The 14022-nt window shown below is 65.9% G+C and carries 14 protein-coding genes; 10 read left to right on the top strand and 4 right to left on the bottom strand.

Features of this window, described 5'->3' with window-relative positions:
• The 3 genes from EEB15_RS05225 to EEB15_RS05215 all read left to right on the top strand — a co-directional run bounded on the left by EEB15_RS05225 (position 1) and on the right by EEB15_RS05215 (position 4183).
• Complete coding sequence (locus EEB15_RS05225) at positions 1-2643, top strand: site-specific DNA-methyltransferase (RefSeq protein ID WP_141508460.1); 2643 nt, start codon at positions 1-3, stop codon at positions 2641-2643.
• A gap of 74 nt (positions 2644-2717) precedes the next feature.
• Positions 2718-3626 (top strand): phosphoribosylaminoimidazolesuccinocarboxamide synthase, encoded by a 909-nt coding sequence (locus tag EEB15_RS05220; protein ID WP_141508459.1) that lies wholly within the window; start codon positions 2718-2720, stop codon positions 3624-3626.
• A gap of 107 nt (positions 3627-3733) precedes the next feature.
• Positions 3734-4183: a hypothetical protein gene (locus EEB15_RS05215; protein WP_141508458.1), complete on the top strand. Its 450-nt coding sequence runs from the start codon at positions 3734-3736 to the stop codon at positions 4181-4183.
• A 57-nt stretch (positions 4184-4240) separates the two neighbouring features.
• On the opposite strand, the gene trxA is transcribed toward EEB15_RS05215, so the two are convergent.
• On the bottom strand, positions 4241-5140 hold the full coding sequence (gene trxA / locus EEB15_RS05210) for a thioredoxin (RefSeq protein WP_141508457.1): 900 nt from the start codon (positions 5138-5140) through the stop codon (positions 4241-4243).
• 127 nt (positions 5141-5267) lie between these two features.
• Between trxA and purE the strand changes: the two genes are divergently transcribed.
• From purE to EEB15_RS05190, 4 genes are read left to right on the top strand one after another with little or no spacing between them, the layout of a single operon-like run.
• Positions 5268-5762 carry a 5-(carboxyamino)imidazole ribonucleotide mutase gene (gene purE / locus EEB15_RS05205; protein ID WP_141508456.1) on the top strand — a complete coding sequence of 165 codons (495 nt, stop codon included), beginning with the start codon at positions 5268-5270 and terminating at the stop codon, positions 5760-5762.
• A complete protein-coding gene (locus EEB15_RS05200) occupies positions 5759-6928 on the top strand; it encodes a 5-(carboxyamino)imidazole ribonucleotide synthase (RefSeq protein WP_141508455.1) in 1170 nt (389 codons plus the stop codon). Before purE ends, EEB15_RS05200 begins: the two co-directional genes overlap by 4 nt.
• A 10-nt stretch (positions 6929-6938) precedes the next feature.
• Positions 6939-7934 carry an L-threonylcarbamoyladenylate synthase gene (locus EEB15_RS05195; RefSeq protein WP_141508454.1) on the top strand — a complete coding sequence of 332 codons (996 nt, stop codon included), beginning with the start codon at positions 6939-6941 and terminating at the stop codon, positions 7932-7934.
• Between the two features lie 48 nt (positions 7935-7982).
• Positions 7983-8936, top strand: coding sequence for an SGNH/GDSL hydrolase family protein (locus EEB15_RS05190; RefSeq protein ID WP_141508453.1), 954 nt, complete (start codon positions 7983-7985; stop codon positions 8934-8936).
• A 66-nt stretch (positions 8937-9002) separates the two neighbouring features.
• On the opposite strand, the gene EEB15_RS05185 is transcribed toward EEB15_RS05190, so the two are convergent.
• The 3 genes from EEB15_RS05185 to dacB all read right to left on the bottom strand — a co-directional run bounded on the left by EEB15_RS05185 (position 9003) and on the right by dacB (position 11967).
• A complete protein-coding gene (locus EEB15_RS05185) occupies positions 9003-10145 on the bottom strand; it encodes an SGNH/GDSL hydrolase family protein (RefSeq protein ID WP_141508452.1) in 1143 nt (380 codons plus the stop codon).
• A gap of 152 nt (positions 10146-10297) precedes the next feature.
• Positions 10298-10552: a SemiSWEET transporter gene (locus tag EEB15_RS05180; protein WP_141508451.1), complete on the bottom strand. Its 255-nt coding sequence runs from the start codon at positions 10550-10552 to the stop codon at positions 10298-10300.
• Positions 10553-10572: 20 nt separating this feature from the next.
• Complete coding sequence (gene dacB / locus EEB15_RS05175) at positions 10573-11967, bottom strand: D-alanyl-D-alanine carboxypeptidase/D-alanyl-D-alanine-endopeptidase (RefSeq protein ID WP_141508450.1); 1395 nt, start codon at positions 11965-11967, stop codon at positions 10573-10575.
• A gap of 25 nt (positions 11968-11992) precedes the next feature.
• Here dacB and tsaB point away from each other — a divergent pair, with 25 nt between their 5' ends.
• Genes tsaB through EEB15_RS05160 form a run of 3 tightly spaced genes read left to right on the top strand, consistent with a single transcriptional unit; the run spans position 11993 to position 14012 of the window.
• A complete protein-coding gene (gene tsaB, locus EEB15_RS05170) occupies positions 11993-12733 on the top strand; it encodes a tRNA (adenosine(37)-N6)-threonylcarbamoyltransferase complex dimerization subunit type 1 TsaB (protein WP_141508449.1) in 741 nt (246 codons plus the stop codon).
• Complete coding sequence (rimI, locus tag EEB15_RS05165; RefSeq protein WP_141508448.1) at positions 12730-13197, top strand: ribosomal protein S18-alanine N-acetyltransferase; 468 nt, start codon at positions 12730-12732, stop codon at positions 13195-13197. The genes tsaB and rimI overlap by 4 nt, the downstream gene beginning before the upstream one ends.
• On the top strand, positions 13194-14012 hold the full coding sequence (locus EEB15_RS05160) for a uracil-DNA glycosylase family protein (RefSeq protein ID WP_141508447.1): 819 nt from the start codon (positions 13194-13196) through the stop codon (positions 14010-14012). Before rimI ends, EEB15_RS05160 begins: the two co-directional genes overlap by 4 nt.
• The last annotated feature ends 10 nt before the right edge of the window (positions 14013-14022 follow it).

Genomic DNA, 14022 nt, shown 5'->3' with positions numbered 1-14022 from the left:
ATGGCCACGCGCAAGAAGCCCGCCGCTCCGCCTTCCGCCAGCCGGGCCAGTGCGGGCGAGACCGCCATCGGCAGCTATAAGCCGGTGGACGCGCTCAAGCACGACAAGGGGCTAGAGCCGGTGGCCCGGCCTTTCATCCCAAGCAGCGAAGAAAAGGGCCAGGAAGCCGAAGCCATTGCCGGTCTGCCTACGCGCAAGGAGGTACCGCTGAACCCCGTCACGCGCCGCGGCCAAGACCCGGAGCTGTACTGGATGCACAAGTACGGCGAAGACGATGCGCAGCAGCAGCTGGATGTGGACATTCGTAGCCTCTACCGCCACGAGCACATCGCGCCGGAAAAGATCATTGCCAGCCTGTACAAGCTGCGCGGCCGTGATGACGCACAGAACGAGCTGTTCACGCACGAGCTATTTGGCAACCCGCTCGCGATGGACGAGTTGGATAAGCCGCTCTCCTATTACAAGCAGCCCAATAAGTGGCAGAACCGGCTGATTCAGGGTGACAGCTTGCTGGTGATGAGCAGTCTGCTGGAGCGCGAAGGCATGGCGGGGCAGGTGCAATGCATCTACATCGATCCGCCATATGGCATCAAGTACGGCAGTAATTGGCAGATGCGGCTAAATGATCGGAATATGCCAAATGGGGATTCTGACGATGCCTTGTCGGGCGAAGCGGAAGTAATTAAAGCATTCCGAGACACGTGGGAGCTGGGGATCCATTCTTACCTGAGCTATTTGCGCGATAGATTGCTTGCGGCGCGAGAGTTGTTGTCGTTATCAGGCTCATGCTTTGTCCAGATCAGCGACCAAAATATGCATCTAGTTCGGTCCGTTATGGACGAGGTGTTTGGTAGCGAAAATTACCTGGGCCTCCTGAGTTTCAAAAAGAAGGGAAGTCAATCCGGCGATTTCGTGCCCCCTATTAACGAGTACCTCATTTGGTATGCGAGGTCTAAAGCTGATGCGAAGTTTCGAGCGATCTACGTACCGCGAGATGTTCTGTCGGGCTACGAAGCGGGATTTACTACAGTTCAGCTAGCAGATGGGAGCACGCGTCCTCTTAGTAAAGCTGAAGTCAACGGCACCGCGGCACTGCCGCCGGGCGCGCGAATATTTCGAGCGAACCCAATGTTTAGCGACAAAGGCGGGCCCAACGAGCCTGTAGAGATCAACGGGAAATCCTACCCATCTGGCGGAAATTCTTGGAAAGTCAGTCCACGACAAATTCCTAAACTCCACGTCGACGGACGTGTCATCGTCCAAAAGACACGGCTCCGTTTTAAAAGCTTTGCCGATGACTTCCCGCTGACGGCAATGTCGAATCTATGGCTAGGCCTTGGCGGTGCGACGGACAAGCAATACGTGGTTCAGACCAACGTTGAGGTTGTGAAGCGTTGCATTCTTATGACCACTGACCCCGGCGACTTGGTGTTTGATCCCACGTGTGGTAGCGGCACTACCGCTTATGTTGCGGAGCAATGGGGTCGACGCTGGATTAGCACTGACACGTCACGCATCGCACTCAACATTGCGAAAACCCGGTTGATGACCGCAACCTATCCCTGGTACAAGCTAATGGATGTGGCTGGACAGGACGTTCGGCACGGTTTCAAATACAAGCGAGTCACCCGTATAACGCTCGGTTCTTTGGCCAACGATGAGTTGCCTGAAGTTGTGGAGCTGGTGGACAAGCCAGAGGAGGACAACAACAAGCTTCGCGTCGCCGGTCCTTTCACAGTGGAAACACTTCAAGCCGACGAGCCCATCGCGCCAGATCAGATGGCAGCCACGGAGCACGATGCCGACAGCACCCAGCGCTTCATTGACCGCATCTTTCAGCACTTGAAGACCGCCGGCGTGAAAAACGGTGCCAAGCGTGAAACTGCGGTATTCACCCGCGTGGACATCATCAACGATCCGGAGGGGGCGTTGCATGCTGAGGGCTGGTACGGCACAGCAACCGGTGAACGCAAGGCGTATTTCCACATCGGGCCGCAATTTGGCACCGTGAGCCGGGTCGCGGTCAACGACGCGGTGAAGGCCTGCGCCCGCCGCGGTGATGCAGATTGGCTGTTGGCGTTGGGTTTCGGCTTCGAGAGCGATATCGAGAACAGGTCGGTCACGCGCCGCGTCGGCAGCTTCGAGGTGACCAAGGTGCGCATGCATGATGACCTGATGCAGGAAGGCCTGATCAAGAAAGACAAGAAGGCCGCGTCTTTCGTGACGATCGGCGAACCGGACATCGGGCTGATCCGCGAAGGCGGAATTGTGCAGGTGGAAATCCGCGGTCTCGACATCTACGATCCGATACGCGACGAAGTCAAACCGCGCAGTGCATCCGACATCAGCTATTGGATGCTGGACGCCGACTACGACGGCTCCAATTTCGTGCCCTCACAGGTGTTCTTTTGTGGCGGCGACAAAGACGAGTTCGACAAGTTCAAGCGCGGGCTGTCAGGTCTGGCAGCCGCGAGTGTCAAACGAAACGCTGAACGGATGCTCAAAATCGAGATGGACGACGAGGCGTTCGAGCGGGTGTATGGATTCCGGTCGCATCCCCTTCCGGAGCAGAAGGGCAAGAAGATTGCGGTTCGTGTAATCAGCCAATTCGGTGAGGAAAGTACGAAAGTACTGACGCTGTAGCGTCGACGCAGCCGAGCGCAAAGCTGCGTTGAGCGAAAATCGCGTCAGTTCCCCCTTCACATTCGTTCCGCCCTATGACCGCCGCCCTGCACACCTCCGCCCTCGCCTCGCTGCCGCTGCTCGCCCGTGGCAAGGTGCGCGACAACTACGCCGTCGGCACCGACCGCATCCTGATGGTCGCCAGCGACCGCCTGTCGGCCTTCGACGTGATCATGGGCGAGCCGATCCCGGGCAAGGGCGAACTGCTCACGCAAATGGCGCTGTTCTGGTTCGGCAAGCTGGGCCACCTGTGCCCCAATCACCTCACCGGTGCTGCGCCCGAAAGCGTTGTGACGCCGGCCGAAGTGCCGCAGGTCACGGGCCGCTCGATGCTGGTCAAGCGCTTGAAGCCCATCCCCGTGGAGGCCGTGGTGCGCGGCTACCTCGCCGGCAGCGGCTGGCAGGAATACCAGGTGTCGCAATCGGTGTGCGGCGTGCCGCTGCCGGCGGGTTTGAAGAACGCGAGCAAGCTGCCGCAACCCATCTTCACCCCGGCGGCCAAAGCCGAGGCCGGCCATCACGACGAGAACATCAGCTTCGAACAGATGGTCAAGATCACCGGCCCCGAGCTGGCCGCGAAGATTCGCGACATCAGTATTGCGATCTACCAGGAGGCGGCGGCCATCGCCCTCACCAAGGGAATGATCATCGCGGACACCAAGTTCGAGTTCGGCCTCGACGACGCGGGCACGTTGGTACTGATGGACGAAGTGCTCACGCCGGATTCGTCGCGCTACTGGCCCGTGGAAGGCTACGAAGCGGCGTTCCAGGCGGGCAAGAACCCGCCCAGCTACGACAAGCAGTTCGTGCGCGATTGGCTGGAGCAAGTGCGCATCAACGACAAACCCTGGGACAAGACGCCGCCCGCGCCGCGGCTGCCCCAAGACGTCATCGACAAGACGGCGCAAAAGTATCGCGAAGCACTCCAGCGCCTCACGGCCTGAGCGGCGCAGCTCATCGGTCGAACAGATCGTTTCGGATTTCTCCTTCGGGCGCTGCTCTGCAATGCCCCGCGTCGCTATGCTGGGCGCTCACTTCGTTGGAGACCCGCATGAAGACCCTGCGCACCGCATTCGCCTGCAGCCTCGCACTCACTGCCGTTGCCATGGCCCTGCCTTCATCGGCCCAGGTGTCGGAAGGCAATTGCATCCTGGCCGGACGGCTCACCCTGGAACAGCGCTGGGCGCCCAAGCTGCCCGGCATCGAACTGCTGGCGCAGGACGGCAAGGCCGTCAGCGGGGCCGACAAGCAGCAGCTGGCCGGCATCAAGCAAGTGCGGCTGACGCAACCCGCGCTGCTTTCGCGCTGCGACGGCAGCCGCGAACTGACCCGCGCCGACGATCTGCCGGTGCAGCCCAAGGCGCCCGTGCCCGCCGCCAGCGCGGGCCCCGGCCTGCTGGCCGTGGAGGCGGTGAGTTTCCCGAAGCTGCGCACCGGCGGCGAACTCGTCGAGCTCAAGCTCGCCGTGCCGGCGGAGCGGGTGGTGATGTTGACGAGGTAACTGGATCCCCGCCCGCGCGGGGATGGCTCGGCCTTGCCGCTTCGCAGCGATGGAGGGTCAGCTCAGGACGACGCTCGACAGCCGGCGGCGATAAGTCGCCACCGTCGGGTCGTCGGGCGGAATCTGCCCATCCGCCACCTTCTGCTTCGGCGGCTCGATCACGTCCAGGATCGCGATGTAGGTCTTGCGCGCGAGGTCGTCGTTCCAGGCCTTGTCGCGCATCAGGATTTCCAGCAGCTCGTCCATCGCGTCGGTCCAGCGCTGGCTTGCCATCAACAGCCGCGCCTTCGCGAAGCGCGCGTCGAAGTCGCGTTTGTTGGCGGCGATGCGCGCATCGGCATCGGCTTGCGCCTTGGCCGCATCGCCCGCGCCATGCGCGAAATCCAGCGCGTCCATCAGCCTTTGCAGCGAATCGAAACGCCGCACCAGCGCGGTCTTGGCAATCACGGGCGCGAAGGCCACCTTGGCGTCGTCGACGCGGCCGGCCAGCAGCAGCGCCTTGACGTAACCGAAGCGCGCCTCGTCGTCGGCTGGGTCGGTCGCAACGTCGTGCTGCAGCCGTTCCAGCTGGGCGTCCGGCGACATGTCCTGTGCCGGTTCCTCGATCTCTTCTTCTTCCTCTTCCGGACCGGCCGCGGGCACGTGCTTGTCGAGGAACTCCTTGATCTTGCCTTCCGGCAGCGCGCCCATGAAGCCGTCCACGGGCTGGCCGTTCATCAGCAGGATGCAGGTGGGAATGCTGCGGATGCCGAACGCGCCCGCGAGCTGCTGCTCCTGGTCGGAGTCGATCTTGACCAGCTTGAAGCGGCCGGCGTACTCGGCTTCGAGTTTTTCGAGTAGCGGGCCGATCACCTTGCAAGGGCCGCACCAGGGGGCCCAGAAGTCCACCAGCACGGGCAGGGTCATCGAGGCTGCGATGACCTCGGTTTCGAAGTTTTCAAGGGTGACGTCGATCATGGGGAGCCAGTTCTGTGTGAAACCTTAAAATTCAACCTTTAGAGGATTCTATGAACCCCCACGCTCACTTTGTTCGCTGCCCCCAGACGGGGCACTCCTCCGTCGAGGCGGCTCTGCCGGAGGCCCATTGAGCGCTATACAGATTGGCGTGGTGATGGGGTCCAGCAGCGACTGGGAAACCATGCAGCACGCAGTGGCGATTCTCCAGGAATTCGGCATCGCCCATGAGGCGAGGGTCGTCTCGGCCCACCGGATGCCCGACGACATGTTCGCCTACGCCGAAAGCGCGGCCGCGCGCGGCCTGAAGGCCATCATCGCCGGCGCCGGGGGCGCGGCCCATCTGCCGGGCATGCTGGCGGCCAAGACGCCCGTGCCCGTGCTCGGCGTGCCGGTGGCGAGCAAGCACCTGCAAGGGGTCGATTCGCTGCACAGCATTGTCCAAATGCCCAAGGGCATTCCGGTCGCCACTTTTGCCATCGGCCAAGCCGGCGCCGCCAACGCCGCGCTGTTCGCGGTCGCCATGCTGGCCAACGAGGACCCCGCGCTGCGCGCCCGGCTGGATGCATTCCGTGGCAAGCAAACAGAAGCGGCGCGCGCCATGACTTTGCCGCCAGCGCCATGAAGAATGAGAAAGCGGTCATCCTGCCGGGTGCCACGCTGGGCGTGATGGGTGGCGGCCAGCTGGGCCGCATGTTCGCGCACGCCGCCCAGCGCATGGGCTATTTCACGGCGGTGCTGGACCCGGACGCCGACAGCCCGGCCGGGCTGGTGAGCCATCACCATATCCATACCGACTACCTCGACAGCGACGGGCTCGGCCGGCTGGCCCAGCTGTGCGCCGCCATCACGACCGAATTCGAGAACGTGCCGGCCCGCGCGCTGGAGACGCTGGCGGCGCAGCGGCCGGTCGCGCCCGGCGCGGACGCCGTGGCGATCGCGCAGGACCGTGCCCGGGAGAAGGCGCACTTCACCCGGTGCGGCGTTCCCTGTGCACCGCACGCACTGATCGAAACGCGCGAGCAGCTTGCGGCCGTCACGGACGACCTGCTGCCGGGCGTGCTGAAGACTTCACGCCTGGGCTACGACGGCAAGGGCCAGTTGCGCGTCAAGACCCGCGAGGAATTGACCGCGGCTTGGGACGAACTCAAGCACGTCGCCTGCGTGCTGGAGAAATTGCTGCCGCTGGCGGCCGAGTGCTCCGTGATCGTCGCGCGCGGACGCGATGGCCAAGTGGTCAACCTGCCGCCGCAGCTCAACCTGCATCGAGGGGGAATTCTCGCGGTCACCGAGGTGCACGAGGGGAACCTGCCGCCGGCCCGCGCCGCCGAGGCCGTGGCGTCGGCCCGGGCGATTGCCGAGGGCCTGCAGTACGTCGGCGTGCTCTGCGTGGAATTCTTCGTGCTGGCCGACGGCTCGCTGGTGGTCAACGAAATGGCGCCCCGGCCGCACAACAGTGGGCACTACAGCATGGACGCGTGCGACGTGTCGCAGTTCGACTTGCAAGTCCGCGCGCTGGCGGGCCTGCCGCTGACCCAGCCGCGCCAGCACAGCCCGGCTGTCATGCTCAACCTGCTGGGGGACCTGTGGTTCACGCATGGCAACGACGAGCAAACACCGCCCTGGGACGAGGTGCTCGCGCTGCCCGGCACGCACTTGCATTTGTATGGCAAGCAGGGCGCGCGCAAGGGCCGCAAGATGGGCCACCTGAACATCACGGGCCCGACCGCCGCGGCGGCGCGCGCCACGGCGCTGCAAGCGGCGGCGCTGCTCGGGATCGAGGCGTTCTGAACGGGCTTTCATGATCGAAGACGGCGCTTCCACCGCGGCCATCGAGCAGGCCGCCCGTTTGCTCGCGGGCGGCGAAGTGGTCGCGTTTCCCACAGAAACGGTCTATGGCTTGGGCGCTGACGCCGGCAGTGACGGCGCGGTCGCGAAGATCTTTGCCGCGAAAGGCCGGCCCAGCGACCACCCGCTCATCGTGCACGTGGCCGACGCCTCGGGCGTCGCGGCGTTCGCGTCGGAAGTACCTGCCTTCGCGCACAAGCTGGTAGAGGCGTTCTGGCCCGGCCCGCTGACGCTGATCCTGCATCGCCGCGACGGCATCGCGGCTGCCGCTGCCGGCGGGCAGGCTTCCATCGGCCTGCGTTGCCCGGCCCATCCGGTCGCGCATGCGCTGCTGCTCGCGTGCGCACAGGCCACGCCACCGGTGGCAGGCCTGGCCGCGCCCAGCGCCAACAAGTTCGGCCGGGTGAGCCCGACCACGGCCGGCCACGTCGCCGCCGAGTTCGGCGAAGAGTTGCTGGTGCTGGACGGCGGCCCGTGCCGCGTCGGCATCGAATCGACCATCGTGGACTGCACCCGCGGCGTGCCGGTGCTGCTTCGGCCCGGCGTGCTGACGCGCGAGCAGGTCGAGGCGGCTTGCGGTGAGGCGCTGCGTTCGCCCGACGACATGGACGGCCAGGCACCCCGCGCCTCCGGCACGCTGGAATCGCACTACGCGCCGAACGCTCGCGTCCGGCTGATGGATGCCAAGTCGCTGCAGACCGCGCTGGACGTGCTGGGGCCGGACGCGAAGCAAATCGCAACCTATTCGCGCGCCATCCTGCGCACGCGCTCCGACAAGGTGCTGCGCCGGCGCATGCCCGACGATGCCCAGGAAACCGCGCGCCAGTTGTTCGCGGTGCTGCGTGAGTTCGACGCGCAGGGGGTCGGCCTGATCTGGGTCGAGACGCCGCCCGACGAGCCGGAGTGGGAAGGCGTGCGCGACCGCCTCCAAAGGGCCGCCGCCGGCTGACCGGGCGGGCCTGGGTAAACTAGCCCCAAGTCCTTATTGGAGAATTGCATGTTACGTTTCTGGAAGCGCCGCGCCCTGCTGGCGCTGGCGTCCGCTTCTGCCGTGCTGATCGCTGCCTGCGGCGGCGGGCAGATCGAGTCCCAACTCAAGCCTTCGCGCATCGTGGTCTTCGGCGACGGTTTCAGCGACCTGGGCCAGGTCGGCGGCAAGAAGTACACCGTCAACGCCGTCGGCATCAACGTCTGGACCGAGGAGATGGCGGCGGGCTACGGCATCACATTGACCACCGCCGCTGCCGGCGGAACTTCCTACGCCACGGGCAACGCCCGCGTCAACACGCACCCCGATGCGGCGGGCAACAACGCCACGCCCACAGTGGCCGAGCAGATCACCACTTTCCTCGGCAGCGGCGGCGTCGGCAGCAATGACCTGCTGGTGGTGGGCGGCGGCATCTCGGACATCATTGCCGAGGTGGGGCAGCTCAATGCCGGCACGCAAACCGAGGCGCAGACCGTCGCCGATGTGCAGCAGGCCGGGCGAGACCTGGGCGCACAGGTGCGCAGGCTGGTGCAGGCGGGCGCCACCCACGTGATGGTCACGGGCACATACGACCTGGGCAAGTCGCCCTGGGCCACGGCCACCAGCCAGAACGCGCGGCTGACGGACTTGTCCACCAAGTTCAACACCGAACTGCTGGTCTCCATCGTCGACCTGGGCAACACCGTGCTATACGTGGATGCCGCGCTGCTCTACAACCTGATGGCGCAGGTGCCCGAGGCGTACAGCCTGACCGATTCCACCAACCCGGTCTGCAACTCGATCGACTCCGGGCCCGGCATCGGCATCGGCGCCGGCGAAGTGAACTCTTCGCTGTGCACGACCAGCACGCTCGTCAACGTCAACTACGGCCCCTTCCTGTTTGCCGACAAGGTCTACCCCGCCACGGCCGGCCACATCAAGTTCGGCGACTATGCCTACCAGCGGGTCAGCGCGCGCTGGTAACCCAGAGCGTGGCCATAAAAAAAGCGCCCCGAGGGGCGCTTTTTCGTGGGGGCAATTGCCCGGCGCTCAGAGCCAGCCGACGACACGCATCTGCGCGATGACGTAGTTGGCCAGTAGCTGGTGGCCCAGCGGCGTGGGGTGCACGCTGTCCGCGAACGCATAGCCGGCGGTGTCCGGGGCGATGGTGCTGGCGGCGGTACAGGCAATCGAAGAGCCTTGCAACGGGTTGGCCGGCGATGTCGTGCTGCACGCTGGCGTGGTGTTGTTGGTGATGCCGTACTTCGAGGGGTTGGCGTACTGGTCGCGCCCTTGGGTGTAAGCGTCGATGTACAGCGCGCCGCTGCTATTGAGGCCGGTCTGCAGCTGGCCATTGAACGTCGTCACCAGGGTGTTGACCAAACCGCGGCTCTGCGCGTCAAGGGATGCGCCGAACGGCGTCTGCGCGACGTCCGGCAGGTTGACCACCACCACGTAGCGCGCGCCCTTGGCGAGGACCTGCGCCTTGACCAGGCCAGCCAGCTCCGCCCCGGCGGCGCCCATGCTGGCGGCGGCGGCATTCACCGCGGCGTTGGTGGCGGCCGCGCCACCCGCGGCCACGGCGTTCTGCACATCGGTGCTCCAGCCGGCCGCGATGGCGGCGCCCACGGCCCCCGCGCCGCCGCCACCCGCCGCAGCGATACCGCCGAAGTTCATGAACAGATCATTGCCGCCGGCCAGCACCGTCACCAGCTCTTTGCCGGAATAGGCGCCGCCGACCTTGCTCAGGTGCGTGCTCATCTGCGTCGTGAGCGGCACGGCCATCAGGCCGAGGTTGACCTGGTTGAACGGCGCGGCCTGCAGCGTGGCGCTGTTCGGGCCGTAGATGCCGCTGACGCGTGAACTGCCTTGCGCGTAGTTGGTGCACGCCGTGTGGTTCGTGACCGCCGCGCCGGTGAGGCCGGGGATGTTCGTCAGCAGGCCGGTCTGCGCGGCACAAGGCGCGGGCGTATGCACCGCGGCCGCCACCGTCTCGGTCCAGGTTGCTGCCGGGTTCACGGTAAATTCGCCGCCGCCGACGGCCGCGATGGTGCCCACCCTGTAAGTGCCCACGTCGCTCAGGCTGTCGCCGAAGCTCACGGTGGAATTGACTTCGATGCCGCCGTCACCGCCGCCGCAAGCCACCAGCACCACGGCTGCCGCCAGCGCGGACAGTTTCAATCTCAAGCTCATGTTCGAATCTCCTTGGTTTTTACGAAAGCGAACGACCGTTCGATTTTTCGAAAGGAAATCGTAGAGGCCCGGACCGGGCCGGCCCAGCGGGTATTCACCGAGAAATTCTGGGGACCTGACTCCAGCGCGACTTGCCCGCGCTTCACCCCGGCTCAGCGGTAGCGCAGCTTCATCGCCAGGATCGCGATCGCCAGGGCCAGCGTGATGCTGTTGGCCACGACGATCGGCCATGCCCCGAGCAGCAAGCCATACGCGAGCCACAGCGCCACGCCGCTGGCGAACACGCTGTACATGCCCAGGGAGATGCCGCTGACGTTGCGGGTGCGGAAGGTGAGCCACGCCTGCGGCACGAAACTGCAGGTGGTAAGGATGGCGGCGAGGTAGCCGATCAATTCGGGAGCGGACATGGATAAGGGAATTTGGGAAATCACAGATCGCGCGCAGCCCAGTCGATGAGTGCGTCGATTGCCGGCCGGACGGCGCCGGCCTGGGGATGGTTGGCGATGGCAACCAGCACATAGCGTTTGCCGCTGGCGGCGTGGACGTAACCGGCCACGCCCGCCACGTCGCGCAGGCTGCCTGTCTTCAAGTGGGCCAGGCCTGCGCCCTTGCCGCGTGTGCGGCGCATGGTTCCGTCCACGCCCGACACCGGCAGCGAAGCAACCAGGTCCGGCATCAGCGGTGACGCCCACGCCAACTGCAGCAGCCGCGCGAGTTCGGCGGCGGTGATGCGCTCGTCGCGCGACAGGCCCGAGCCGTTGCCGAAGTTCGGGGAATCGGCCACGCCCAGCCGCTCGCGCCACCACTGGCGCAACACCTCGCGCGAACCCTCCACCGTGCCCACGCCTTTTTGCTGCAGGCTCAAGGTGAGGAAAAGCTGCTGCGCCATCACGTTGTTGCTGTACTTGTTGATGTCGCGAACCACTTCGGCCAGAGGCGGTGATTGCATCTCGAACGCGGGCACCAGCCCGGCGGGCACACGGCCTTCGCGAACCTGGCCCGTCACCGTGCCGCCCAGTTGCTGCCACATGCCCACGATGGCGCGCTGCGTGTAGCTGCGAGGGTCCGCATACGCGAGCGGCCAGGTCCTTTCGCCGCACGCCAGGGGGTAAGTGCCCGCGAAGGCGATGCGTGCCGGGTCGTTGAAGTCCGCCTTCAAGCCGCCACGCCAGTCGGCGCATGTTTCCTGCGATAACGCGACCGTGCCCGGAACCTGCAGCCCCGCCATCGGCGGCTCGACGTGGACCCGGGCCTGGCCGCCCAGCGGCGTGAAGGTGATGAGCACGGACTTGTAATTGACCAACAAGGCATCGGGCGCGGCGTTGTAGGGGCGCAGCGGTTCGCCATCAAAGGCACCCGGGTCCTGCGGCACGGTTTCGAAGGCGCTGCGGTCCAGCACGATGTCGCCCGCGATGGTGCGAATGCCCAGGCCCTGCACCCGGCGCAGCAGCAGCCACAGCCGTTCGGCCACCAGCTTCGGATCGCCCCGGCCCCGCACGTACAGGTTGCCCTGCAACGTGCCGCCCTGCACCGTTCCTTCGACGTAGACCGGCGTGGTCCAGGCGAAGGCCGGCCCCAGCAGGTCCAGTCCCGCAAACGTCGTCGCCAGTTTGGCGATCGATGCGGGGTTGACGGCAACTCTTTCGCGATGGGCTAATCGCGGCGGCGACTTGCCCTCGGCATCGACCACCAGCAGCGTGACCGCATCGCGCGGCAGTTTGGCGCGCACCAGCGCGGCATCGACTTCCGGCGGCAGGCCCTGGCCCCACGACGGCAGCACGGCGAGTGCCAGCACGCAGCAGGCGGCGAAGCGGTGAATCATGCGGCGATTATCCGGCGCCTCGATAATGGCAGGCTTGCCTGAAAGCCATCGCCCCGTGAACTTCAAACTGCTTGCGTTCGACACCAGCACCGAGATACTGTCCATCGCGGTTCAGGGCGGCAGCGCGCCGGCTGGTGAGCCGCTGGTGTACCGGGGCGCGGGCGGGGCACAGGCTTCGGCGTCGCTGATTCCGGCCATCCACGGACTTCTGTCGCAGGCCGGCCTGCGGCTGGATGAGCTGGACGCGATCGTGTTCGGCCGCGGGCCGGGTTCGTTCACCGGGCTGCGCACCGCCTGCTCGGTCGCCCAGGGCCTGGCTTTCGGCGCCGATGTACCGGTGTTGCCTGTCGATACCTTGCTGGCGGTCGCGGAAGAAGCGCGAGCGGCGGTGGGTTGGGAGAAGGTGGTGGCGGTGCTCGACGCGCGGATGGACGAGGTGTATTCGGCCGCATACCAGTGGGCCGACGGGCGCTGGCAGCAAGATGGCGGCTTCGGCGTGGGCCGGCCCGAAACCGTGGTGGTTGCCGAAGGTTGGGCGCTTGCCGGCAATGCGTTTTCGGCCTATGCGGGGCGGTTGCCGGGCGAGGCGCCGCGCGTCGAGGCGTTGCCAACGGCCACGGCGTTGCTGCGGCTGGCGCCGGCACTGCTTGCCGCCGGTCAGGCCGTGCCTGCCGCTCACGCGCTGCCTCTCTACATTCGCGATAAAGTGGCCCAGACTACCGAAGAACGCGCGGCCGCGCGCGCCGCAACCACCGCCACCTCATGAGTGCCGTTTTCAAATCCGTCGAAGCGCAGTTTGAGCCGCTCACCGAAGCGCGGCTGGACGAGATCGTCGCGATCGAGCGTGCCGCGTACGGGCATCCGTGGACCCGGGGCAATTTCAGCGACTCGCTGCAATCGGGCTACCAGGCGCAGCTGCTCACCGCCGGCGCCACCGTCATCGGCTATTTCGTGGCGATGAAGGGTGTCGATGAAGTCCACCTGCTCAACATCACCGTGGCGCCTGCTTTGCAGGGCCAGGGCTGGGGCCGGGTGCTGCTCGATGCCTTGGCGGTGTGGTCGCGCGGGCAGGGCGCGCAGTGGTTGTGGCTGGAAGTCCGCGTGGGCAATGTGCGGGCGCAACGCATCTACGAACACCATGGCTACCGCCGCGTCGGCGAACGCAAAGGCTACTACCCCGCCGACGGTGGCAAGCGCGAAGACGCGGTGGTGATGAGCCTGAAGCTATGAGCCTTGATCTGGACGACCGTCAGCGCGCGATGCTGGGCGAAATGGGAATCCGGCTTTTTGAGCCGCTGGAAAGTGCGCCCGCGGCTGCCGTGCCGGTGGCGGTGCCCGCCGTGCGGCCCGTGAGAGCCGAACCCGCAAGAACTGAGGCTGCAAGAGCGCCGATACCGTCACGCACCGAGCCCAGCTCTCGCGAAGCCGCGCCAGCACCGGCTCACGCCCTCGTTCAGGCCCCGCGAGCGGACGCTGCCGGTGTCGAATTGATGGAATGGGACGCGCTGGCCGAGGCCGTCGCGGCTTGCCGCGCCTGCGGCCTCTGCGAGGGCCGGCGCAACACCGTGTTCGGTGTCGGTGACCGCCGCGCCGACTGGCTGGTGGTGGGCGAAGCCCCGGGCGAGAACGAGGACCTGCAGGGCGAGCCCTTTGTCGGCCAGGCGGGCAAGCTGCTGGACAACATGCTCAAGGCTTTGGGCCTGGACCGCCAGCGCAAGGTCTACATCGCGAACGTCCTGAAGTGCCGGCCGCCCGGCAACCGCAACCCGCAGCCGCAGGAAGTGGCCCAGTGCGAGCCGTTCCTGCGCCGGCAGGTGCAGTTGCTGCAGCCGAAGATCATCCTGGCGATGGGGCGGTTCGCGGTGCAATCGCTGCTGGGCACCGAGGAGCCGATCGGCAAGCTGCGCGGCCGCCGGCACGAATACATGGGCGTGCCTGTGGTGGTGACCTATCACCCTGCTTACCTGCTGCGCAGCTTGCCGGACAAGGCCAAGGCCTGGGCCGACCTGTGCTTGGCCCAGGAACTGATGCGCGCTCAGGATTGATCGATGTGGC

Source organism: Ramlibacter sp. WS9 (assembly GCF_003797765.1).
In the GTDB taxonomy this organism is placed as follows: domain Bacteria; phylum Pseudomonadota; class Gammaproteobacteria; order Burkholderiales; family Burkholderiaceae_C; genus Ramlibacter.
Note: the sequence above shows the minus strand (reverse complement) of the source record. Positions and strands in the feature narration are given on the sequence as shown.